The organism is Alteromonas sp. OM2203 (assembly GCF_048517045.1).
Taxonomy (GTDB): domain Bacteria; phylum Pseudomonadota; class Gammaproteobacteria; order Enterobacterales; family Alteromonadaceae; genus Alteromonas; species Alteromonas gracilis.
This window is the reverse complement of the sequence record NZ_CP183209.1, coordinates 1,643,621-1,667,520: the sequence shown is the minus strand read 5'-3', so window position 1 is coordinate 1,667,520 and position 23,900 is coordinate 1,643,621. Positions and strand designations below refer to the sequence as shown.

The 23,900-nt window shown below is 43.8% G+C and carries 23 protein-coding genes; 9 read left to right on the top strand and 14 right to left on the bottom strand.

Annotated elements, in window-relative coordinates:
* Positions 1-60 precede the first annotated feature (60 nt).
* Together ACM0P2_RS07490 and ACM0P2_RS07485 are read right to left on the bottom strand one after the other, a co-directional pair.
* Positions 61-2,622, bottom strand: coding sequence for a TonB-dependent receptor plug domain-containing protein (locus ACM0P2_RS07490; protein ID WP_159120177.1), 2,562 nt, complete (start codon positions 2,620-2,622; stop codon positions 61-63).
* A 494-nt stretch (positions 2,623-3,116) separates the two neighbouring features.
* On the bottom strand, positions 3,117-3,287 hold the full coding sequence (locus ACM0P2_RS07485) for a hypothetical protein (protein WP_173358795.1): 171 nt from the start codon (positions 3,285-3,287) through the stop codon (positions 3,117-3,119).
* A 184-nt stretch (positions 3,288-3,471) separates the two neighbouring features.
* Between ACM0P2_RS07485 and ACM0P2_RS07480 the strand changes: the two genes are divergently transcribed.
* Together ACM0P2_RS07480 and ACM0P2_RS07475 are read left to right on the top strand one after the other, a co-directional pair.
* Positions 3,472-3,654, top strand: coding sequence for a hypothetical protein (locus ACM0P2_RS07480; protein ID WP_159120178.1), 183 nt, complete (start codon positions 3,472-3,474; stop codon positions 3,652-3,654).
* 14 nt (positions 3,655-3,668) lie between these two features.
* Positions 3,669-4,139 (top strand): hypothetical protein, encoded by a 471-nt coding sequence (locus ACM0P2_RS07475; RefSeq protein ID WP_159120179.1) that lies wholly within the window; start codon positions 3,669-3,671, stop codon positions 4,137-4,139.
* A 111-nt stretch (positions 4,140-4,250) separates the two neighbouring features.
* Here ACM0P2_RS07475 and ACM0P2_RS07470 read toward each other — a convergent pair whose 3' ends face one another.
* Entirely contained in the window at positions 4,251-4,802 is a 552-nt protein-coding gene (locus ACM0P2_RS07470; protein ID WP_159120180.1) for a carboxymuconolactone decarboxylase family protein, read from the bottom strand.
* A gap of 152 nt (positions 4,803-4,954) precedes the next feature.
* On the opposite strand from ACM0P2_RS07470, the gene ACM0P2_RS07465 reads away from it, so the two are divergent.
* Positions 4,955-5,545 (top strand): TetR/AcrR family transcriptional regulator, encoded by a 591-nt coding sequence (locus ACM0P2_RS07465; RefSeq protein ID WP_159120181.1) that lies wholly within the window; start codon positions 4,955-4,957, stop codon positions 5,543-5,545.
* A gap of 10 nt (positions 5,546-5,555) precedes the next feature.
* Here ACM0P2_RS07465 and ACM0P2_RS07460 read toward each other — a convergent pair whose 3' ends face one another.
* A complete protein-coding gene (locus ACM0P2_RS07460; RefSeq protein ID WP_173358796.1) occupies positions 5,556-5,732 on the bottom strand; it encodes a hypothetical protein in 177 nt (58 codons plus the stop codon).
* On the bottom strand, positions 5,732-6,931 hold the full coding sequence (locus ACM0P2_RS07455) for an FAD-dependent monooxygenase (RefSeq protein WP_159120182.1): 1,200 nt from the start codon (positions 6,929-6,931) through the stop codon (positions 5,732-5,734). The genes ACM0P2_RS07460 and ACM0P2_RS07455 overlap by 1 nt, the downstream gene beginning before the upstream one ends.
* A gap of 307 nt (positions 6,932-7,238) precedes the next feature.
* Here ACM0P2_RS07455 and miaB point away from each other — a divergent pair, with 307 nt between their 5' ends.
* From miaB to lnt, 5 genes are all read left to right on the top strand, one after another.
* Entirely contained in the window at positions 7,239-8,672 is a 1,434-nt protein-coding gene (miaB, locus tag ACM0P2_RS07450; protein ID WP_159120183.1) for a tRNA (N6-isopentenyl adenosine(37)-C2)-methylthiotransferase MiaB, read from the top strand.
* Positions 8,673-8,701: 29 nt separating this feature from the next.
* Positions 8,702-9,829, top strand: a complete 1,128-nt coding sequence (locus ACM0P2_RS07445; protein ID WP_159120184.1) for a PhoH family protein — start codon at positions 8,702-8,704, stop codon at positions 9,827-9,829.
* Positions 9,826-10,302: an rRNA maturation RNase YbeY gene (ybeY, locus tag ACM0P2_RS07440; RefSeq protein WP_159120185.1), complete on the top strand. Its 477-nt coding sequence runs from the start codon at positions 9,826-9,828 to the stop codon at positions 10,300-10,302. The genes ACM0P2_RS07445 and ybeY overlap by 4 nt, the downstream gene beginning before the upstream one ends.
* Before the next feature lie 115 nt (positions 10,303-10,417).
* Positions 10,418-11,275: a CNNM family magnesium/cobalt transport protein CorC gene (corC, locus tag ACM0P2_RS07435; RefSeq protein ID WP_105932015.1), complete on the top strand. Its 858-nt coding sequence runs from the start codon at positions 10,418-10,420 to the stop codon at positions 11,273-11,275.
* Between the two features lie 104 nt (positions 11,276-11,379).
* On the top strand, positions 11,380-12,894 hold the full coding sequence (gene lnt, locus ACM0P2_RS07430; protein ID WP_159120186.1) for an apolipoprotein N-acyltransferase: 1,515 nt from the start codon (positions 11,380-11,382) through the stop codon (positions 12,892-12,894).
* A 262-nt stretch (positions 12,895-13,156) separates the two neighbouring features.
* Here lnt and ACM0P2_RS07425 read toward each other — a convergent pair whose 3' ends face one another.
* The 4 genes from ACM0P2_RS07425 to ACM0P2_RS07410 form a co-directional block, all read right to left on the bottom strand.
* Entirely contained in the window at positions 13,157-13,357 is a 201-nt protein-coding gene (locus ACM0P2_RS07425; RefSeq protein WP_159120187.1) for a type II toxin-antitoxin system RelE/ParE family toxin, read from the bottom strand.
* Positions 13,357-13,605, bottom strand: coding sequence for a type II toxin-antitoxin system Phd/YefM family antitoxin (locus ACM0P2_RS07420; protein ID WP_159120188.1), 249 nt, complete (start codon positions 13,603-13,605; stop codon positions 13,357-13,359). The genes ACM0P2_RS07425 and ACM0P2_RS07420 overlap by 1 nt, the downstream gene beginning before the upstream one ends.
* 260 nt (positions 13,606-13,865) lie before the next feature.
* Entirely contained in the window at positions 13,866-16,010 is a 2,145-nt protein-coding gene (pta, locus tag ACM0P2_RS07415) for a phosphate acetyltransferase (RefSeq protein WP_159120189.1), read from the bottom strand.
* 44 nt (positions 16,011-16,054) lie between these two features.
* Positions 16,055-17,236 (bottom strand): acetate kinase, encoded by a 1,182-nt coding sequence (locus ACM0P2_RS07410; RefSeq protein WP_159120190.1) that lies wholly within the window; start codon positions 17,234-17,236, stop codon positions 16,055-16,057.
* A gap of 387 nt (positions 17,237-17,623) precedes the next feature.
* Here ACM0P2_RS07410 and ACM0P2_RS07405 point away from each other — a divergent pair, with 387 nt between their 5' ends.
* Positions 17,624-18,076, top strand: a complete 453-nt coding sequence (locus tag ACM0P2_RS07405; protein WP_105932012.1) for an Hsp20 family protein — start codon at positions 17,624-17,626, stop codon at positions 18,074-18,076.
* Between the two features lie 152 nt (positions 18,077-18,228).
* Here the strand turns inward: ACM0P2_RS07405 and ACM0P2_RS07400 are convergent, their stop codons facing one another.
* The 5 genes from ACM0P2_RS07400 to greA all read right to left on the bottom strand — a co-directional run bounded on the left by ACM0P2_RS07400 (position 18,229) and on the right by greA (position 23,832).
* Positions 18,229-18,621: a DUF3224 domain-containing protein gene (locus ACM0P2_RS07400; RefSeq protein WP_159120191.1), complete on the bottom strand. Its 393-nt coding sequence runs from the start codon at positions 18,619-18,621 to the stop codon at positions 18,229-18,231.
* Positions 18,622-18,712: 91 nt separating this feature from the next.
* Positions 18,713-19,252 (bottom strand): NUDIX domain-containing protein, encoded by a 540-nt coding sequence (locus tag ACM0P2_RS07395; protein WP_159120192.1) that lies wholly within the window; start codon positions 19,250-19,252, stop codon positions 18,713-18,715.
* Positions 19,253-19,324: 72 nt separating this feature from the next.
* A complete protein-coding gene (locus tag ACM0P2_RS07390; RefSeq protein WP_159120193.1) occupies positions 19,325-21,325 on the bottom strand; it encodes a methyl-accepting chemotaxis protein in 2,001 nt (666 codons plus the stop codon).
* A 274-nt stretch (positions 21,326-21,599) separates the two neighbouring features.
* Positions 21,600-23,009 (bottom strand): cytochrome-c peroxidase, encoded by a 1,410-nt coding sequence (locus tag ACM0P2_RS07385; RefSeq protein ID WP_159120194.1) that lies wholly within the window; start codon positions 23,007-23,009, stop codon positions 21,600-21,602.
* Positions 23,010-23,355: 346 nt separating this feature from the next.
* Positions 23,356-23,832, bottom strand: a complete 477-nt coding sequence (greA, locus tag ACM0P2_RS07380; RefSeq protein WP_159120195.1) for a transcription elongation factor GreA — start codon at positions 23,830-23,832, stop codon at positions 23,356-23,358.
* Between the last annotated feature and the right edge of the window lie 68 nt (positions 23,833-23,900).

The window sequence follows — 23,900 nt, the reverse complement described above, 5'->3', positions numbered from 1 at the left end:
CTATCAGGGGCTTTTTCATTGCAGTTTACTTCTTTTTTAAGCCGTATTGTTACGCCTTAATTAAAAGCTATAAGACACTTTTCCGTAAACAAAACGGCCAGTAAAACCGTAAGGCGAGAAGCCAGAATATGAGAATAAGCGAGAGAATGTAGTTACATCATCCACCAAATCTCGGGTTGGTTCTGGGTATACATCAAAGATATTGTTAGCACCTACAGAAACAGTAAGCCCTTCTGTTAGCGCAATGCGAACGTCCAGATCTGTGATCCATTCTGAAGGAATAATTTCGTTGCGTGCTTCAATAGATGACGGGTCTTCCACTTCACCGTAACGCGTGGTACGTAATGTTGTTGTGTAACGGTCGTAATTCCACGTAACACCTAAGTTCAGTTTGCTGTCAGGTGAAGCTGTTTCAAAACGACGAAGCTCCACATCACTGAACAGGTTGTCTTGGTCGAACCCAGCGTTTTGCAGCACGTCAGGAGCATCAATGATATTTGTTACTTCGTTATCATTAAAGTTAGCGCCAGCGTTAAAGTTAAACGCACCGTAATCTGCAGTATTTAGCGTATAGGTAGAAACAATATCCACACCCTGTGTACGTGAATCAATCGCATTTAAGAAGAAACGTGCTTGGTTAGCCCCGGTGCCCTCTAGCAAGGTTTCAATCGCGTCACCAGATAGGTTATTTGACAACACAATACGATCGTCGATATCAATGCGGTAGAAATCTACGGTCAAGTTGAAGTCGGCATTTGGTGAGTAAGTGAAACCTGCGCTGTAGTTATTAGACTCTTCCGCATCTAGCCCTGGGCTACCTAAGGCTTGCGCTACATCGCTTGATGGTGCGAACGTACCGGTTTCTGTCGGTTCTCCATCAACAAAAACAGTGGCAATAGACGTAAAGAACTGCTGCTGCAATGACGGCGCTCTAAAGCCTGTTGATACCGACGCACGAAGTGCAAAAGTATCACTTAGCGTTACACGGTGCGACATTTTCCAGTTAAACGTGCTGCCAAAGTCAGAATAATCCTCAAAGCGCCCAGCAACAGCCACGTTCCAGTTTTCAACGACATCAGCTTCTAAATCAACATAAAAGCTGTAGTTGTGACGGCTATTGTCACCTGCAGATTCTGGTGTAAAACCTGGGAACACTTGTGATCCAGCGGCGCCAAACGGGCCGTTAACCGGATCAGTCACAACACCACCTGGACCAAAGGAACCTTGGATATAAGAATTCTCTTCACCCGCAGTAATTTCATATCCCTCGTGGCGATATTCTGCGCCCATTGCAAAGTTCATTTCGCTGTAAAACAACCCTGTATCGACAAGACGAGACGCGTCTGCGTTGATTATAGTCGTGTCGTATTCAAGGGTACCCGCGTCGAATTCGGTCTGGCTTGTTGGGCCAAGTGACGTATTTAGTGTGTTAACTACGCCGTATTCTAGTTCGTTACCACCGTGAGTTAACGATAGGTCGTAATTCCAGACATCGCCGTAGCCTTTAATGCCAGCGATAAGCGACATATCTGTTATATCGGTTTGAATGGCAGGTAAGAAACCATCTGGGTATATTTCGACAATGTTGCGCGAGTCTTGTGCACGGCGATAGAAGCCACTACCCAGAGAGTCTCGCGTGCTATAGCCTGCTGTAGTGTAAAACTCTACGCTATCGGTAAGCGCTTTACCTGCATTTATAAATAATGCGTAGTCTTCTACTTCACCGTTGCCGTAAACGTGGTTGTAACGGTTAACGGTAAGTTCACGAGGATCTAAGTTACCGTCGGCGTCCCGTGCATAGTTTTCACGCTGGTCGTAGTCTGCACGATTTGCTTGACCGCGGTCGCGATATTCACCAGAAACATTTATAAAGCCATCGTCGCCCCATTCAAAACCCACGTTGCCTCGAAGGGTAAGAGTTTGACCATCGGTTAACTCTCTGTCACTGCCCTCTTCAAATGCTAAATTACCATCGGTACCAATGCCTACGCTCTCAAGATTCGGCACACCGTCCATGGTGGTAACGTTGGCACCGTACGTTGCCGATACTTCACCGCCTTCTGCGGCATCTTTAAGAACAATGTTAATCACACCGGCAATAGCGTCAGAACCGTATTGAGCCGCTGCACCGTCACGCAATACTTCAATTCTTTTTATAGCGTTTGCTGGAATTGCATTTAAATCTACTGCAGAAGAACCGCGCCCCACTGAGCCGTTAAGATTAAGTAGCGCCGAAGTATGACGACGCTTACCGTTTACCAGCACCAGCGTGTGATCTGGCGCTAAACCGCGAAGTTGGGCCGGACGAACGTGATCTGTACCGTCAGTAATCGAAGGCTGCGGGAAGTTAAAGCTAGGCAGTAACTGATTTAAAATCATGTTGGTTTCAGTAAGGCCCGTCGCTTCAATAGAAGAAGCGTCGATAATATCGATAGGTACTGGAGAATCATTGATAGTCCGGCCTACACGGCGAGAACCTACGATTTGAATTTGTTCAACATCCTGCTCATCAACTGTAGTTTGTTCTTGTGCAAGTGTTGAAGTAGAAAATTGCATGCCTGCTATTGCAGAAGCGATTAAGGAAAGCTTAAAAACAGAAGCGTTAAATTTTGCCTGTTGCATTGTGGTGTTCCTGAATTTTATGTGTTTAATGCATTGAAAACTGTGCTTCTTACTCTACCGAGTAGAAAAAAGACTTACAGATACATTTTCTTTTTCTGTTGTTGGGGTACTGCTAAGCGCCGAATTGTCTGACTAGACTTATAATTATTAGAAGTGGTAAGCAAATATGCTGTGGGGTGAGTAAATCACAAAAATATTCCACCGCACAATACTAAAGTTGTAATAATTTAGAAATATCGATGACAGGTGGGTTTTAAGGGACAAAATATTGAACAAGGTTTTCTGCTTTTGCAATGAAAAAAGGTGGCCGTAGCCACCTTCTCAAGCATTACATAGCGTTATGCTTTTTTAAGCTTTTTCTTAAGCTTTTTTAGTTTGCTTTCTTGCTTAGCGATTTTTGCTTTAGCTACTTTCATCTCTTTTTTGATTTCTTTTTTCTTAGCCATTTTTTATATCCTTAATATTTTCTGTAGTGTTTTGCTGTCTGCCAGCATCTATTTTTCATTGTGTTCTTCAATGAATTCACGAATAAAGCGCCTTACTTCACGAGCCGCAGACGTATCCAAAGAATCGCAAAGCGCAATAAACTGCGCTCTTTCTTCGTCATTAATTCGAATAATCATCTGACTATTCTTTTTCTTCTTTTTGTTGTTATTTTCAGACATCTCGACTGCTTTAAAAGGTAAGAAACACCAATCCGAACAATTAAAGTATATCCAATGTATATACATTTCAAGGGTGATAGTGAACTTTTATTGATTTTTTTCATAAAAAAGTCACATAAACGTCACACGAGTGACTTGAGTATTCGACAAAGTTTCACTGTCAACGTAACACAATGAGAAGTATATGACACAAGCACAATCAACAACTCACCTTTCTTGTTTCATTGAAGCCATCGCGCTTGCTAAGTACACCAAATGTGTATCACGCGATGACTTACAAGCCCTGCTTCAACAAAAAGGTTATGAAGAAATAGTTGCTCTTAATACTGCTGAAGAGTTAGAGCCACAGTTGCCAATCGCTTCATAAAACAGCTGGTTAAAATGACCCGTTTTATACCCCATGGTGAAGTGCGTGTTCACCGGGAAGGTCGCATACTCGTTCTGGAAGGACATGGCCCTTGGAATGTTGAGGCACTTCAACATTCAACTGACAAGGCACAACCTATACTACAAGAACTTAGCGGCCCTTGGGGAGTGATGGCAAGCATTTATGGTGAACCCATTCATGTGCCCGATGCAGAGGCACATCTGATTCAGCTTGTGAAAAAAGATATAGAAAACGGTAGAGTCGGCACGTCGCTCATTGTCGAAAAGTCAAACTCGCCCAGTTTCGCTACGCAACATTTCAGCAGTATTTATCAACAAGCTGGAGATAACGTTGAAGTGTTTAACGACACAATTGCAGCAAAACGTTGGTTAATCAACACCATTCAGCTAGCGCAGTCAAACTTGGAAAAATGCAGTAGAGGAAAAAACGATGCTGTCTGCAATTCTAATTTATATATTTTTTAGTGCAGGGTTACTCGCTGCCTTGCAATGCCTGTACTTGTATAAAAAGTAGTGTTCGTACACGCATAAAAAGAAACAAGAGGCGTACTCTTGTTTCTTTATCATTAATTCTTTTTATTTGGGTGACCACTCAAATTTTTTGAAAGGCTCATCCACCGGTGTATCAGCGAGATGGTTGGTGTAATTACTCATCACCTTTTGCGCCAGAATTAGTATGATCTCCAAAAGTTGCTGATGCTTATATCCAGCTTCGTAGAAAGCATCTAGCTGAACTTGTTCAATATTGCCTCGACCACGGGTAATCGCTAGTACTGTTTCTTTCAGCGTATTTAATTTACTGTCAGACAATGTTTCATCATTGCGCAATTCTTCAATCAAATCATCACGCACCTTCATACTTTTCGCTATACCGGTGTGGGCTGGTACACAATAGTGGCAGGCGTGTTCGACGTTCACCGCTTGCCAGACCACCGTTAACTCTTCCGCATTGAACGAAGTTTCTTGAGCCAGCTTGTGAAGTACTTGATAGCCGTCAAGTAATGTTGGCGCTTCTGCCATTACCGCGTGTAGGTTAGGTATCATGCCAAACGCTGCTTGAGAATTGTCAAGCAAAGGCTTTGCGGCTTCTGGTGCTGTGTTTTTTGTATGTAATTTGAAATCGCTCATATCACTCTCCTGTTGATGTGACTAGAAATTCAAGTAACCCCTTTGATTACCCTTATCTCTGTAGTGTGTGAACAATAATAGGTTTACTTGAACGATCGTTCAAGTGATAATTGAACGCGTGTTCAAAACATTCACGTATAAGGTATGCTGCGATGAAATATGACCATGATGACATTATTGAAAAAGCCACCACACTTTTTTGGCAACGAGGCTTTCATGCAGCGGGTATGCGTGATATCCAACAAGCATTGGATATGCGCCCAGGCAGTATCTATGCTCGCTTTCAAAGTAAAGAAGGTTTATTCAAGCTTGTTGTAGAACACTATGCACAAAATAGCGCAGTCCGTTTAAAGCAAGTAGCAGAGGCCGAATCGCCTTTAAATGCGCTTTACAACTTTTTTGAAACGGCATTAACTGGCCCTGATGAACAGCGCTATATGCGTCAGTGCTTACTGGTAAAGTCTATTGCTGAATTAGAACTTATTGGTGATATTGCCAGAAAAGCAGTGATCGAAAGTATGCAAACTCTCAAGGCTGGTTTTAAAGACATAATAGAAGCTTGTATAGAAAAAGGTGAGCTGCCTGAACATACGCCAACGAAACTGGCCGCAGAGTGGCTTCAAAACCAGTTCGTGGGTTTACGAGCGTTCGCCCTTATGCAAGATGAAAACACAGCAACCATTCAAATGATCGGCAAAGTAATGGCCGATTTAAAAGGGCAATGGCCGCAAGAAACACATTGATGCGTTGCGGTTAAGAGAACAGCAACCGCAACAATTGCGCTATGAGTAAAATACCCATTAACGGCCAAATCCACTTGGCCCATTTGGCCGCATCTTCATTACTTATACGCATTTTAGAGCGCTCGATTAGCGGCACTATCAGTGCCAGAGCACCGAACAACACCGCAAGCAAAATTAACACTTCCATTACCGTATCCCTATCGCATATTTAAGTACTTCTTGTTTGGCAGGCTCTATGCGCTGCGCCACAGAAAGTAGCTGATTTCTTATCCATTTTATGGGGGCAACGTCATTGCTAAACAAGGTATAAAACCCGTCCATTGCCGTCATCATCATCAAATTGTCTCGCTTTCGCGGCCTTTCATAGCTGCTGATAAGCTTTTGCGAAAATACTTTATCGGTTATCGACAATGGGCTGTCGTTACCACTAGGCTTGAATGCTGCACTTACAGAAAGAAACGTTTCTACGTCTTTAAAACCCAAGTTAACGCCCTGCCCGGCAAGCGGATTTATAGTGTGTGCGGCATCACCAACTAGCGCGCAACAGCCTTTTACATAATGGTTAGCATGAGAACGCGTGAGTGGGAAAATTGCTTTATCAATAATCGAAAAGCTATTGTTATTTTTAGTCAGTTCATCTGGGAACGTTTTAAGGATTTCACTTTCAAGTTGGCTCGCTTTTAAACTTTTCAGACGTTTAAGTTCGTCAGGCGAGTCGTACCACACAAGCGACGCGTAATCGTCGAACATAGGCAAAAACGCTTTTGGGCCGCTTGAGGTAAACTGCTGCCAGGTTACAGGATCGACGGGCTCGTCCATTTTAATGGTGATACCCATTGCCTGTTGTGCATACTGCCAACCTGTGGTGCCAATACCAATAGCGTTTCTTACCTGAGAGTTCGCACCATCTGCGCCAATTAGCCACTTTGCCTTTATTGCTCTGCCGTTCGATAGTGTAACCGTAGCAGTAGTATCCAGATTGATGCCCTGCACCGTTTGACCACTGATAAGCTCTACATTGTCAAACTGCATTAGTGCCTGATGACATCCCAGCTGTAGTAGTCGATTTTCCACAAAAAAACCCAGTTGCGGCATACCGATGCTTTGTGCAGTAAAGTCTGTTCTATGAGCTGGGTCGTCCCACACGCTAAGCCCGGTATAAGGTTTAGCGCGCATAGCAGCAATGTATTCCCACGCGCCAAGTGCTTTCAAAAGAGTAACTGAGGCATCGCTTATTGCGGAAACCCTTAAATCCGGACCATCTGTCTGGCTAAAAGGTTTTGGCAAATGCGGCTCTACAACTACTACTTTGTATTGCTGCTGTGCTAGCCCTAATGCCAGCGCAGCACCCACCATTCCGCCACCGTTTATACAAAAATCAATCATTTACTTTCCTTAAAACACGCATTTGCATTATGTCGCAAAATGCAAAGTCATGTGAAGTGAAACGTATAAATACATAGCGCTAGATCAAATATAAATGAATCGTCGTAATACACTGGGAATATGGTTGTATAACAGGTAAAATATGCGGCTATTTTGAACATCTTCTTGTAACTGACATTTCCCGTGTTTCTACATGTGGGCGGTTTAAACGCAGCATGTAAATTCACTTTACGGTAGACACCTTAATTACACCGAGGCGAGTCTACTTTCACTTACAGGAACACTAACAGGTTATCGAATAGTTGTTATGACTAAAAAGCTGTATATCAAAACCTGGGGCTGCCAAATGAACGAGTATGACTCGGAGAAAATGGCAGACTTACTAGACTCAACGCATGGCTACAGTGCTGCAGAAAGCGCTGAAGAAGCCGATATTATTTTGCTTAACACGTGCTCTATTCGCGAAAAAGCACAAGAAAAAGTCTTCCACCAGCTTGGTCGGTGGAAAAACCTTAAGCAAGATAAACCTGAACTTATTATTGGCGTTGGAGGCTGTGTGGCCTCTCAAGAAGGCGATACTATTCGTCAGCGCGCGCCATTTGTTGACTTGGTTTTCGGCCCGCAAACACTGCATCGTTTGCCTGAAATGATTAATCAACTTCAAGGCGGTGCAAAGTCAGTGATTGACGTAAGCTTCCCTGAAATTGAAAAGTTTGATCGCTTGCCAGAGCCACGTGCGGAAGGTCCAACGGCGTTCGTTTCAATTATGGAAGGCTGTTCAAAATATTGTACGTTCTGCGTAGTACCTTACACCCGTGGTGAAGAAGTAAGCCGCCCTGTTGACGACGTGCTGCTTGAAATTGCGCAACTTGCAGGTCAAGGTGTACGAGAAGTAAACCTGCTCGGTCAGAACGTAAATGCATACCGCGGTGAAAATTACGACGGTACAGTATGTCGTTTTTCTGAGTTGCTTGAACTCGTTGCAGCAATAGATGGTATTGACCGCATTCGCTACACTACATCACACCCAGTTGAATTCACTGACGACATCATAGATGCGTACGCATCTATCCCTGAGTTGGTAGACCACCTGCATTTACCTGTTCAAAGTGGCTCTGATCGTATCTTGAATCTAATGAAGCGTGGTCATACGGCGTTAGAGTACAAATCTAAAATGCGTAAGCTGAAAAAGATTCGCCCTAACATTAGTTTGTCTAGCGACTTTATCATTGGCTTTCCGGGTGAAACCGATGCTGACTTTGAAGCCACAATGGATTTGATTCAGGCCGTAGATTACGACTTAAGCTTCAGCTTCATTTATAGTGCTCGCCCGGGTACACCAGCTGCTGATGCGGTAGATGATGTAAGTGAAGAAACCAAAAAACAACGCCTTCACCTACTCCAACAGCGTATTACGCAGCAAGCACTTCGTATTGCTCGCCACATGGTCGGTACAGAGCAACGAATTTTGGTTGAAGGCCCATCAAAGAAAAACCCAATGGAACTTTCAGGGCGTACTGAAAATAACCGTGTGGTGAATTTTGAGGGTACCCCAGATATGATTGGCGAGTTCGTTGATGTAAATATCACAGACGTGTTTACGAACTCACTTCGTGGTGAAGTTGTGCGCAGAGAAAGTGAAATGGGCTTGCGTGTTGCCGTTTCGCCCCAATCTATCATGGCAAAGCATCAGGCAGATCTGCCTGATGAACTTGGCGTGGGTCAATTTAACCCAGCCTAAATACATTTTAAAGCGAGGAAAAAAGTAGCTTGAGTACATTGGTTAGTAACGAATTTGATTTAGAACCGGCAGATAGCAAACGTTTGTCGAGTTTATGTGGCCCCTTTGATGACAACATTAAGCAAATTGAGCGTAGGCTGGGTGTAGAAATTACCTACCGAAATAATGCGTTCAAGGTGTTGGGTGAACCGCAGCAAATAAAAAGCGCTAGCGAATTACTTAAGCTTCTTTACATAGAAACACAGCCTATTAAGGGCCGTATTCCTGATCTAGAAGCCGAACAGGTTCACCTTGCTATACAAGAAGCCCGCGTTATCGAAAAAGATGCGACGGGCGGTTATGGCAAAGAAGTGAATATTAAAACTAAACGCGGTGTAATTAAGCCGCGTAACCCGAACCAAGCGCAATACGTGGCCAATATCATCAACCACGATATTACGTTTGGTATAGGCCCTGCAGGCACAGGTAAAACCTACCTCGCTGTTGCTGCGGCTGTTGACGCACTTGAGCGTCAAGAAATACGCCGTATATTGCTTACTCGCCCTGCTGTAGAAGCAGGTGAAAAACTAGGCTTCTTGCCTGGCGACCTTTCACAAAAAGTCGACCCATATTTGCGCCCTCTTTACGACGCTCTTTTTGAAATGCTGGGCTTCGAAAAAGTTGAAAAACTAATGGAGCGCAACGTCATTGAAGTTGCGCCGCTAGCCTACATGCGCGGAAGAACGCTTAACGACGCGTTTATTATTTTGGACGAAAGCCAAAATACCACGGTAGAGCAAATGAAAATGTTCCTAACCCGTATTGGCTTTAATTCAAAGGCGGTAATTACCGGTGACATTACGCAGGTCGATTTGCCCCGTGGTGCAAAATCAGGTCTTCGCCACGCTATTGAAGTACTAAGTGAAGTGGATGATATTTCATTTAACTTCTTTCATGCAGAAGATGTAGTTCGACACCCAGTAGTGGCGCGCATTGTAAGAGCCTATGAGGTGCACGACGCAGAACAAGAGCGTTTACGCAAAGCGCGTAAAGAAGAAGCATTGCAACTTCAGCGTGATCAAGCCGCTCAAGACAACAGCCCTGAGCGAGTAAATAACAGCCCTGAGCGAGCAAACATCGATAACGCAACGCAAACGAGAGACGACAACGCATCGTGACTGCCATAATTGATGTACAACAAGCATTTGAAGGTGACGAGACGATTTTATCAGCCATCCCCTCACCTTCACAACTTGAGCTTTGGGCTAATGCCGTGCTCGATTACGAAGGCTTAGATGAGCAGGAAGTGACTATTCGCTTCACGGATGAAGCAGAAAGCCAAAGTCTTAATCATGAGTACAGAGGAAAGGATAAACCTACCAATGTGTTATCTTTTCCTTTTGAAGCGCCTCCTGGTATAGAAATTAATTTGTTAGGCGACTTGGTAATTTGTGCCCCCGTTATAAGCCGCGAGGCAGAAGAGCAGCAAAAAGCAGTGAGCGATCACTATGCGCATATGACTGTTCATGGGCTATTGCATTTAATGGGTTATGACCATATTGATGATGCTGATGCCGAGGAAATGGAAGGCAAAGAGATAGATATTCTTGCGAGCCTTGGCATAGATAACCCCTACGAAATTAACAATTAATTTCTATCACAAGCGGTTGTTAAATATGAAATTTTACAGTTAACAATAATAAACCATTGACGACCAGCACGAACCATTTTAACGTTGGCGTTGAACTAACAATTAAACGGACATTATGAGCGACGATAATCCTCACTCTACCAACGGCTCCTCAGGCAAGAGTTGGTTAGATAAACTAAAAAATTCAATTTCTGGCGAGCCGAGAAGTAAAGAAGAGTTAGTATCGGTTATAACTGATGCAGAACATAACGAAATCATAGACCCACAAACCCGCGAAATGATTGAAGGGGTAATTGGGGTAAATGAAATGCGAGTGAGGGATATTATGATCCCCCGCGCTCAAATGACCACCATAGATGTTGAGAAAAAGGTAGAAGAGTTTCTACCTCTCATGCTTGAATCTGCCCACTCCCGTTTTCCCGTAATTAGCGAAGATAAAGACCACATTGAAGGTATTTTACTTGCTAAAGACCTACTCGCGTTTGCCTTTAACGCAGAGAAAGAATTCAATTTAAAAGATATTTTACGCCCGGCAGTTATCGTGCCTGAAAGCAAACGTGTTGATGTTCTATTAAAAGAGTTTCGTCAGCAGCGCTATCACATGGCCATTGTTGTGGACGAATACGGCGGTGTGTCTGGCCTAGTTACTATTGAAGACATTCTCGAAATTATCGTGGGTGAAATTGAAGATGAATACGATACCGAAGAAGATGGTACTGACGATATTCGCCCGTTAAATAAGTCGACCTACACAGTAAAAGCGCTGACTCCTGTAGATGACTTTAATGAATTTTTTGAAACAAAGTTTAGCGAAGAAGAAGCCGACACCATTGGTGGTATTGTGCTAAAAGCGTTTGGTCATATGCCTGAAACTAATGATGAGATCACCATTGGCGATATTCTGTTTAAAGTCACTAACTCTGATAAACGCCGTCTTATTCAACTAAAGGTTTCAGTACCTTCGCTGGAATAGTAAATCAGCGAGACCCATCTTGTTTCAGCACAAGGCTACGCAGCTTCAAACCCGTATTCTTGTGCTGAAGCTACGAACCCATTAACCACAATCAGATGACACCTATGCTGAAACGGTTTTTCCCCCACCTTATTCTTGTTCTAAGCGGTGCGAGCTTAACGCTGGCATTTGCTCCCTTTAACATGTGGCTTTTGACTATTCCTGCATTTGCACTTGCTATTCGCCAGGTCATAAAGCTTAGGCACCGCCCATTTCTTGCTGGTTGGCTATTTGGCGCGGGATGGTTTGGCGCAGGCATAAGTTGGGTTCACGTAAGCATTGCTGATTTTGGTGGCTTACCGCTTGTTGCTTCAATTGGTTTAATGGCGCTGCTTTGCGGTTATTTAGCCTTGTACCCTGCCCTTGCCACTAAACTCACCGCAAAATATTTTTCGCCCCGATTATGGCCGATGGCACTTCCCTTTTTCTGGGTTGTAGCCGAGTGGCTTAGAAGCTGGATGTTAAGCGGGTTTCCATGGTTATCGCTGGGCTATAGCCAGCTAGAAAGCCCATTGTCTGGCTTTGCACCCATTATCGGGGAAACGGGAATAAGTGCGCTTATCATTATTAGCGCCACCTTATTTGCATTAATAAACAATAAGCGAAGCCTTGCAAACGCTACACTTGTTGTACTTTGCCTGTTTATAAGCGGTTACATTTTAAAGCAGCACACTTGGGTTACGCCAGAAAAGACCTACTCGGTAGGCATGGCCCAGGGCAATATTGCACAAAGCTTACGATGGGTGCCTGAGCAAGATGGTCCTACTATGGATACATACTGGAAGCTAACCGAAAGTCTATGGGATAACGACCTTATAATTTGGCCCGAAGCTGCCGTACCGAAACTAGAACCATTAGCACAGCCCTATCTTGCTAAAGTTAACGAAAGAGCATTTCAGGAAAACACAGCGCTTATCAGCGGCATCGTAAATTATAATTGGGAAACCGACGAGGCTTGGAACAACCTAATTGTATTGGGCAAGCGAACACCCGATGCCGCCTACCCCGATTACCAGTATTTTCACAATAACCGCTTTTCAAAACACCATCTTCTACCGGTTGGTGAGTTTGTACCTTTTGAAGACTGGCTGCGCCCCCTCGCCCCGCTGTTTGATTTACCCATGTCATCATTCTCTCGCGGTGATTATCAGCAAGCCAACCTCGAAGCTAACGGCATTCACTTAGCGCCCGCTATCTGTTTTGAAATTGCGTTTCCTCACCAAGTGATGGCAAATGTATATGAAGATACAGACATGATCATTACCGTAAGTAACGACGCGTGGTTTGGGCACTCCCATGGCCCCGCTCAGCATTTACAAATTGCGCAAATGCGCGCACTTGAGCTGGGGCGACCGGTTGTGAGAGCGACCAACAATGGTATTACTGCTTTTATCGATCATAAAGGTCACATTACGGCGCGGTTGCCACAATTCATAGCAGGTAATATTTCAGCGCCAGTTGTTGTAACTCGCGGTTTCACTCCCTATTACCATTTACAGGAGTTGGGTGTTTGGCTATTGACGTTACTTCTTTTAGCTTCTGCGATAATACTTAAGAGGTCACATATAAACCGAAACTAGAGCTATACAGCATGATATGAAGGGGTTACGGAAAACTGAAAACATATGAGCTAAAGCATTTGCTGCTCTGAGTTGGAGAATTGTTATTTAGTGAACAGACGTGTCCGCTAATAAAGTGCGATGTGGTTAAACAATGACTTATTTCTAGTCACTTTGATGACTGAGGGCTCACCGACAATCTGGAAACCGTATCCATACTTTCGTGTAATATGCGCACGATGAAGATATTTGAACCACTCACTTCATAGGCTACCAAGTGATTTTATATCGGCATAAGTCTAAACGGAGCAACATTTTCATCTTTATATTCTGGGTAACGGAAAGGACTTGAGGAAAGTGAAGAAATTGCACCGTATAGGTCATCTAGGTATCTATCGGCTAATGACTCACCCCACACTTTATGACCATAAAGCCAGATATCGATTAAATCCTCTTTTGCAAGATTTGATATCGTAATTTGCATCAACAATCAGCTCGTTGCTTGGCCTCATTTTTTATCACCTCGATGTCTAAAGCCCCTGCGCTACCGCTCTTCCTACCTTCTTGGACAGCCAATACTAGCGCTTGACGCTTTAGCGCTGCGTATTCTCTACTGGACAATAATACGCCTTGCTCTTTACCGTTTCTGGTAATTGAGACAGGCTCAGATTGCGCACTCATTAGGAGCTCCCCGAATGAATTTTTAGCTTCAGTTGCTGAAATGACTTTCATAGACCTGATTCCCCACTTTAGATTTGGATAAGACAAAATAGCCAAATTAGCTATTTTGTTCAATAACAACTTGCAATCGTTGCAATGTGGTCAACGCAACAAACATCAATTCAAGCTCCATACATTAGAATACGACATAAATTTGCCTAACTCGTACCAACGGTTGAATAAGCATTTGTAGTGGTTATATTGCTGTCAAAAAAACGGCGCCTGACATAGGGCGCCGCTATCATTTTATATATATGGATTAGATACACAAATTACCGTTGATTACCCGCCGCCTGAATAGCGGTAAGAGCTATGGTAAATACAATGTCATCCACTAACGCACCTCGGCTTAAATCGTTGACTGGCTTTCTCATGCCCTGCAGCATTGGGCCAATACACACCAAGTCGAAGCTACGCTGTACCGCTTTATACGTGGTGTTACCCGTGTTTAGGTCTGGGAAAACAAACACGTTTGCTTTACCGGCAACCGGGCTATTTGGCGCTTTACTCTTACCTACGCTTTCAATGGCCGCCGCATCGTATTGAAGCGGACCATCAATCAGTAAATCAGGGCGCAGTTCTTGCGCAATTTTGGTTGCCTCACGCACTTTCTCTACGTCACTACCTGCACCTGACGAGCCTGTACTGTAGCTAATCATAGCAACCCTTGGCTCTATGCCAAACATCTGCGCTGATTCAGCAGACTGTATAGCAATGTCTGCAAGTTGTTTTGCATCAGGATCAGGATTAATCGCACAATCACCGTAAACCAAAACTTGATCAGGCAATAGCATGAAAAATACTGACGACACCAAAGACGCGTTTTCAGCAGTCTTAATTAGCTGAAGCGCCGGGCGAATCGTATTGGCCGTAGTATTAACCGCTCCAGAAACCAAACCGTCTACATCGTCTTGCTGAAGCATCATCGTGCCTAAAGTCACGTTGTCTTCTAGAAGCTCTTGCGCAACCACCTCAGTCACCCCTTTGTGACCACGCAGCGCAACCAAACCATTCACATAATCGTTCTTAATGGCGCTAGGCGACAAAATTTCCACGCCATCGCTAAGTACAACACCTTGCTGTTCAGCTACGCGCCTTATCTCAGTTTCATCACCAAGTAAAACAGGTCTAGCCAACCCACGCTTTGCGCAAATAGACGCTGCAACAACGGTTCTCGGTTCATTTCCCTCAGGCAGTACAATGCGCTTGTTAACCTGTCTTGCACGGTTGGTGAGATAAAAGCGAAACGCCGAGGGAGAAAGCTTTTTCTGACGAGATACTTTTTGGGTAAGCGAATTTACCCAACTAGCGTCCAGACTTTCCGCTGTGTGAACCATTACCTTTTCTATGCGTTGACTGTCATCAACTGGCACTTCTTGGTTAAAAGCGTGAAGCGCTTGTGCTGTTTGCCACGTATTAGAGTTTACTAGCATTACAGGCAGGCCCGTCTCCATGGCTTGGCTGCATAAGGCCATAATATTTTCATCCGGCTGGTAGCCACCCGTAAGCAGTAGTGCGCCTAACTTGGTACCGTTTAGCGCCGCAAGACAACAGGATACAAACACGTCACCGCGATCACCCGACATCACCAATAACGCACCTGGTTTGAGGGTATGGGTCATGTTGTGAATTTCGCGCGCGCAAAAGGTTACACTGCTTAAACGACGCTCAGAAAGCTCACCTTCATTAAGCAGTGTCGCTTTGAGGTGTTTAGCTACATCAGTCGCACGAGGAGATACTAAATCAGCGCTCCAATCGATGGTACCGAGTAAACTTAAGCCTTTTCTGAAGATGGGGAGTTTGCGAAGTGCTTGCGTACGCTCTTCGTCATGTTCGGGCGCTTCTATTGCGCCGATATCGGCACGAAGCCTTCCATGCTCATCAAACGGTGCATTGACTTTATTGAAGATACAACCCACTACCTTCTGCCCTTTATGACCGCCGTAAGTGTCGACCACGATTTCCAAACGATGATTGATATCAGTGATGGTATCGTTTCCAGGTACGGCGACAAATACAATGTCAGCATCAAGAGCACGGCTTATTTCTAGATTCAAACGCTCGGCGTAAGGATGGTGTCGCGTTGTCACTAAACCTTCAATGACGGTTACCGCCTCTTGCTCGCTATTTTCTTCGAAGCGTTCAATGATTTCTTCAAGTAATTCATCGATACTGTCATTACTTATCATACGTTCAACGTAGTCAAGCTCAAATGGCGTAATAGGCGACACGCTAGCGTGATGAGCGATGATGGCGGTTGAACGCTCTTCACCGTTATCGCCTCTTCGTGGCTGAGCCACAGGCTTGAAGAAATTTAGCTTTATACCCTGCTCTTCAATTGCTCGAACAAGGCCCATGCTGACCGTAGTGAGGCCCACACTAGTGCCTACGGGGATCAACATAATTCTGCGAGACATAGTTACTCCTGGTTTTACTTATTCAATGCGCTAGCGCATTTAGTTTAGGCGAAGGTTGCAGCTTCTGCGGCGATAACCCACTCTTCGTTAGTAGGTACTACGTAAACGGCTGTAGATGCATTTTCTGTTGATATTTTGCCGCCCTGACCAAATCGCGCAACGGTATTTTTTTGCTCATCTAAAGTAATGCCAAAGTGAGCAAAATATCCCATGGTCGTTTCTCTAATAAGCGAAGAGTTTTCGCCTATACCGCCTGTAAATACAATGGCATCTAATGTTGGTACTGCAACCATATAACCCGCAATATATTTTGCTAGACGATAACAAAAGATTTCTATTGCTAACTGTGCGCCCTCATGCCCTTCTAACGCTGCATCTTCTAGCGTTCTGCAATCATTACTTAGCTCTGAAATACCCAACAATCCTGACTGCTTATTAAGAAGATCGCTGATCTCATCTGCCGTTTTACCTAACTTTTTCTGTAACGTGCCAGGTAAACTTGGATCGAGATCGCCACAGCGAGTCCCCATGACTAAACCTTCAAGTGGGATAAAGCCAAGACTTGTATCTACTGCTTGACCTTTTTCGATAGCCGACACACTGCAACCATTACCTAAGTGCGCACTGATGATGCTGGTGTCTGACACAGGCTTATCAAGAATTTTCGCCATGCTATCGAGGATAAACTTATGACTCGTGCCGTGGAAGCCATAGCGCCTGATGCCATATTCGCGATAAAGCGACATAGGTAAAGCATAAATAAAGGCTTTCTTCGGCAAGGTTTGAAAGAAAGAAGTATCAAACACAACCACGTGAGGTAAATCTGGGTATGCCGCTTGTGCAGTGAAGATACCTTTTAAATTCGCCATATTGTGAAGCGGCGCCATGCTCGCATAGTCTTCGATTGCCTCGAGGACGCTGTCATCAACCAGTGCTGCTTGCTTGAATTTTTCACCGCCATGTACCACCCTATGCCCAATGGCTATAGGCTGAACGCCAGTACTAGCGATAACTTTAGAAATTGCATCAAGCGCTTCGGTATGGCCCGCTTTTTCTGGCAGCGCCTGCTTTTCTTTTTTACCGTTTAGCTTATATGACAAACTTGCGTCGCTGTTGCCCAGTGCTTCGGCAATACCCGACAGTCCTGCTTCGCCAGTTTCAGCGTCAATAATTGCAAACTTAACGGATGAACTTCCGCAATTTAAAACTATAACTTCTTTCTTCATGTTCAAATTTTACAAATGTAAGTGGTAAACTTCTATTAGCGCTAACTGTAGCATTTATAAACATTTTAGTTAGTTAAAGTAATGCTAAATGTTTTATAAAAACTTTCGAATATTTGTTTTACCTACGCGACTTTCGCTTGATTAAAGCTAAAAACAGGTTTACCGATGCGCCCATTAATAAAAGCCAAAAAATTAGTCAATAAAATCTGAAACTTAACCATTGAAAAGAAGTTAATTTGAAATTTTTTTAAATTTTTTGCTTGAAAAGTATTTCGGCCATTCCTATATATGTTTTGTCGGCGCTGAAAGGTCAGGTCGACAAAACCGCCGCCGCAAAGTCGGGGCATTTAAACTTTAAACATATTGCTTAATTTTGAGGATATGACTATGCGTACTATCGATCTATCTCCACTTTACCGTTCATTCATTGGCTCTGACCACTTAGCATCACTTATCGATGCAGCATCTCGAGCAGAGAAACAGAGCACTTATCCGCCATACAATATCGAGTTGCTCGGTGATGATAAATACCGCGTAACCATGGCAATTGCAGGTTTCAGTAAAGATGACGTTTCAATTCAAGTTGAAGAGAATACGTTAACCATTACTGGCACGAAGAAAGCGGAAACGGAAGACAAAGAAAGCAAAGAACGTAAGTTCTTACACAAAGGCATTTCAGAGCGTAACTTTGAGCGTAAATTCCAGCTTGGTGATCACGTGAAAGTGTTAGCTGCAGACATGGAAAACGGCCTACTTCATATCGATATGGAGCGAGTCATACCTGAAGCCAAGAAGCCGCGTCAAATAGAGATTGGCTCTCGCCTACTTGAAAATCAGTAATTAACTTCTTGGTTTGTTTCCCAACTTTTAGCGGCGCCTTACGGCGCCGTTTTTTTGTGTTTGAAATTGATACATTTCGTTGTTTTCACATCGATAGGATTGGCCAACTAAGAAGTCAGCATGGGTATTCATTTAATATCGCTTTTAAGAACCTACGTTTCATTCAGTTCGATGACATATTCTGCTTTACCAGACTCTCCCGACTTAAAGTGACCCGTAATTGATTTCCCAACTAACTCACCGGTAGCCGAGCCGTCTATGGAAGCGAATTCACTACTCGCAACACCATTGTCGAACCTACCAATATGTTGAAAAGTTACAGTTCCTCTTAAACCATTTATAACACCAATAAAACTTTCAAAGCCTGTGAATTGTGCAGACGTAGGCGCCTGATAAGACATCAAAAACTCAATGGTTGATTCTCCAACCATGCCGCCTGTATACGACTGCTCGATGCTTGCATGAGATGTTTTTATCCCTTCTGACTTTTCTTTAAGTGTTTCTTCATTCCATTTTAAAATGGAAAAGCTTCCCTCGAAGGCCATGGCGTTCTCTTTATAATTGTTAGTAAACTTAAGTCGGTAAACCCTAGCTTGTCAGTCACAATAAAACAGCCAGCAAATTGTAACAGAGTGTTTATATAAGCCCTTTAAGCATTGCTAAACCCACTGCGTTGCAAGTGCTCGCATCTTTAATATCACCGCTGATTATTTTTTCTTTTAGCTCGGTAAACGTAATAGGCACAACTCGCAGGTCTTCTTCCTCTTCGTCGAGTTTCTGTTTACCTTGAGTGAGTCCCCTCGCTACATAAATATGATAACCTTGGTCGCAAAACCCATAAGCTAAGTATTGGAAGCCTACGTATTCCATTGAATCTGCGATTAACCCAGTCTCTTCCTCAAGTTCACCCTTTGCGAGTTCAATAGGATCGGCGTCCGGATTCGCCTCCCAAGCGCCCTGCGGTAGCTCAAGCTGACGCTGTTTAATGGTATAGCGGTATTGCTCAACCATGAAAACCGTATCGCCTTGGATAGGTAAGATAATGGCGAAATCTGGCTTCTCCACCACACCGTATATACCTTCATTCCCGCTAGCTCGACGTATCTTGTCTTCCCTTACCCGAAGCCATTTGTTCTCATATACTATTTGTGAATGAAGTGTTTCAATGTCTGCCATTGTCGTCCTTATCAGTGCACTCAAGTGCTTTAATAACGTTACTCGACTGACATAGTGGGCGATGGAGATTACTCAGTCAATTGTGAAATTAGCGATAGTTCGACTGAGTACTAAATTGTTCTCTTTCATTGAATGAGATAGTTTTGATAACGCTTGGGCTAACTCGACTTCATGCTTTGCTGCAGCTTCAACGTCAACAATGTCTTTTGCTACTTCTTGTGTGGTAACTGACTGTTGTTCTGCCGCCGCAGACATGCTGTTGGCCATTAGCTCAACGTTAGATGCGGCGTCTTTTACCTTTCTAGCTGTTTCTCGCCCCCTTCCGGTAATTTCAACTGACTTATTCACTGCCAACGCATTTTTATTAACGTCCTGCACAACCACCAAACTTGCTTGCTGAAGCGCCGTAAGCAGCGTGGCTATTTGAGCTGAAGCATCTCGACTGCTCTGTGCGAGTTTGCGCACCTCATCGGCAACAACGGCAAATCCTCTGCCGTGCTCTCCTGCGCGGGCAGCCTCTATAGCTGCATTAAGCGCCAATAAGTTTGTCTGATCTGAGAGAGTGTTGATTGTTTCAAGTATGCTGCTGATATCGGTCACCTGCTTTTCCATAGCCGCAGCATTATCCTTAACATCTTTCATGTCGTCTTCTAACTGTTTCATCGCTGTTCTGACCGACTCGTTAATATCGAAAGCTTCGATTGCCAGTTGATCCAGTGATTTACTCGCAGCTAGGGTATCAAAGGCCGATTTAGCAATGTCGGTACTCGTTACCGATATTTCTTCTAACGCTGATGCGATATTAAGGGAGCGTTGTTGCGTTTTTCCCGCATCCTGTACCATTTCCGTACAGGAGGCTTCTAATTCTGATGATAAGCGAGAACTCGCGTCAATAGACTGCTCTAGCCCTCTGATTAAATCTTTAAGTGCCAATATCGTTTTATTAATCGCAATAGACACGGTGCCAAGTTCATTCTGTACCTGCATTTTTACGTCAACCGTCAAATCTCCTTTCTCGGCAATCTTTGAAAGATTTTGTGTAAGGCGGGTGAGTTGCGTGTTGAGTATGTATAAGAGCGCGCGATAGATGAGGGTAATAACCACAATGCCAACAAAAATAATGATGAGTGTAAGTATCAGTGCAAACGAGGCTTCACTGTGCATGTCTTTTGCATTTTTGTTTACTTGTACCCAAATATTGTCAAGTATCGACTTAACATCATTGATTTGTGATGTCGCTGCCCCAAACCATTCGCTGTTAGTAGGAAGCACAGTAACGTCGACTTTCCCTGAATTGAGGTTTTTAAGTGTTCGGTTTATCAACGTTGCTTCATCTGATGTCATTGATCTCGTGAACATCTCAACACTGTCGTTAGGTAAACTGTTTTCCAGTTTTCCTGAAATATATTGTACTTCTTGTTGATAACGCTTTAGCTCACTAATTACGGTATCGCTGGCCTCTTGTCGCGCTATTGCGCCATTCACTTTCCCCCGTTGTTGCCCCAATCGCTCTTTTAACTGCGCTAAAAGAATGGCGCTGGACAACTGTTCTTTTGACGCTAAGTTGTTAACGTACATCGTTAATGCCGTGGCGGCATTCAGCGCCGATGCGTTAAGAGAACTGTAGAACCTAAATGCCCGCGTACCTTGTTGACTATCCACCTCTCGTCTGAGCGCCTGTTTATCACCTAAGTAACCAAGTAGTGGGTTAAGAATTTTGGTTACCCTATCGCCGTACGCACTATCATTTTGCAGTAATGAGGTTAACAGCGCTGCTGCGTGATCTGCCTGTTTTCGCTGAGCCTCAACGTTATCTCGCCCTTTAGGGGTTGGGTTACCCAAGTAGCCGGCCGTTAACCCTCGTTCAACTGCATGATGGTGCGCCACAGACTCCACAGTGGCAATTAGCGCTATCATTTCAATATCGGCTGAAGCCGCTCGAGTGTCGTCTAACGACCGTTTGATATCTTTGAAAGCTAAGTATGCAACACTAATTAATAGTATGCCCGCACCCAATACAGACAGCCGAAGAATAGAAAATCGTTGTAGCAAGCGCACTAATAAAGACTCCATGTAAAACAGTACTGCTCAACAAGATGGATAAGGAAAGATATATCTCCTACAATTGCCGTAAAAACAGGCAGTTCATCTCAGTATAGGAAACATTAGAATAAGCGCAAATCCATTATCTAACCGGTGTTTTATGCGGCAAATAAAGACAAATCTAATGCAGTCATGGGGAATATGACTTACACAAAAAATCGTAATGAAAAGACAAAAAGTAACGAACCTAAGTTCTTAGTTTGTTTTCCTTTGCTTTGCGTCGCCGGTTGGCGCCTATTTCTATCTAGAGTGCGCAGTTTAGGTCTATCTTAGATTGCTCATCTGCTACAGGAAAACATGCTCCTGATGGCAAAGCATCGGGTATATATCTTTCCAGATGCGGGTCATAAAGTCCTTCTTCCAAAAATGTGACTAAATCATCAATTTCGTCGTCACTGAGATTCAAAGGCACAAAACGATCATCTATAATGCCATCCGCCAGTCTTTTTTGTGGCACACCGGCGTTCTTGTATAACACCACCTGTTTAACACTCGTGAAACTTCCACCGTGACCAAACACATTTGAATCTTTTAAGTTGTAGAGTTGTGGTACCTTAAACTTATAGTTATCTTCTGTTCTGCCAGTAAAACCGCCCCTACCCTTGGCATCATTTTCAGTTACTACACCAGTTATTGTGGGGCTTGATGTATCGAGGTCGGCAAAGCCAATGGCCATAAACATTTCTTCGTTAGCAGCCCCTATTTTCGAGCTCAACGCGGGGCCAGTATGACAGCTTGCGCAACCCGCTTTGCCAAAGAAAAGTAAAGCGCCTCGCTTTTCTTGGTCAGTGAGCGCTGCGTCTTCGCCTTGTAACCAACGCTGGAAAGGCGCTCGATTTGCTAGTACCGTTCTCTCATATGCGGCAATTGCCTTACCCATATTTTCAAGAATATCGTCGCCCCCCTCTGGAAATGCAGCTTCATACAACAATTGATATTCCATATTTTGCTGGACGAGTGAGTTGTTGAAGGTGTTGAGTCTATGTACTTTTGTACCAGCAATTGCTTGGGTTTCTAAGCCTCCTAAACCACGAGTATTTTCAGCTTTTGGCGTACCAGGCGTAGCTAATATCTCATCAGGTAATTTAGCATTAACTAGCCCTCCATGCTGATTACCAAACTGACCGTTCCAAAGCATTACTTCTTGATAAGCCGTATTTAGAATACTGGGTGAAGTTAGCGGTTGAACATCGGGAACTAGACTAGGATCGGTGCTCGATTTATCAAAGCCCTCGGCTAAGACACGCATTTTTCCAGCAACACCAAAACCTGTTCCGCCTTCTCCAATTCCCTGCACAACACCAGATTTAAAGCCAGCAGCGGCATGGTGACAACTTGCGCATGACCAAGTGTTGACCAGTTGCTCATGAACACCTTCCGTTGCAACGGCGGTTTCATGAAAGAGCATCATACCGAGAAAAACCTTCTCTTCAGTAAGGGTGTTATTTGGATCAGCGGGAATACTTGAGAAATCTGTAGACTGAGGCAATAGTAGCCCTACCGCGCCGCCATCTAATTGCTCGTTCAATGTTGTCATTAATTGCGTAGACAACGAACTTTCTTCGACAGTAACCGCTTTATCCGCCCCACAACCCGATATGGTAATAACACTAGTGAGTATCAATACATTTTGAATATAAGGAATCGACTTCATGACTTCACCTTGACTACATTCAACGAAGTTTAAATTTCAAAGCATCAGGGCCACGAAGCAGCGGTGGTGCTAGTTGAAAGCACACTTATTAAAATTGTTTAATAAATAATATAGTAGGTCGAAGCAGAAACTTCGAGTGATTGTCACTATTTTTGCAAATTTAACGTGGAGCACGCGCCTTTGAAAAACTGAGGTCTATAAACCATTCGAGAAATGATGTGGGAAAGTGATTAAGAGACTTTGTTATTTTTAAGTATGAAAAAACCCCAAATATTGGAATATCCAATTATTTGGGGGTACTTCGAATTGCTATTTTTTTAGTTTTTCACTTAAATTGCGAAATAATCTAAATGTACTCGACTTCTATGATTTCCACTTCAACTGCGCCCGCTGGCGTTTGAATAGTCACTGTGTCATCAAGCTCTTTACCTATTAGCCCTCGAGCGATAGGTGAGTTCACCGAAATCAGGTTGTTCTTGATATCAGCTTCGTCGTCACCCACAATGCGATAGGTCGTTTCTTCATCACTAGCAATATTAAGAATTGTAACCGTAGTACCGAAAATCACTTTTCCGGTGTTTTCCATTTTTGTGACGTCGATGATTTGTGCATTTGAAAGTTTGCCTTCGATATCTTGGATACGACCTTCACAGAAGCTTTGCTGTTCACGGGCCGCGTGATATTCCGCATTTTCCTTCAAATCACCATGCTCACGCGCTTCGGCGATAGACTCGATAATACGTGGGCGTGTTTTAGTTTTTAGCTCATTTAATTCGTCACGCAGCATTTGAGCGCCGCGCGCTGTCATTGGATACTGACTCATGAATACTGTCTCACTTAGCTAGTAATTTAAACAGAAAAGTGCGCCGCGAAGGCGCACTTTTTATTCGT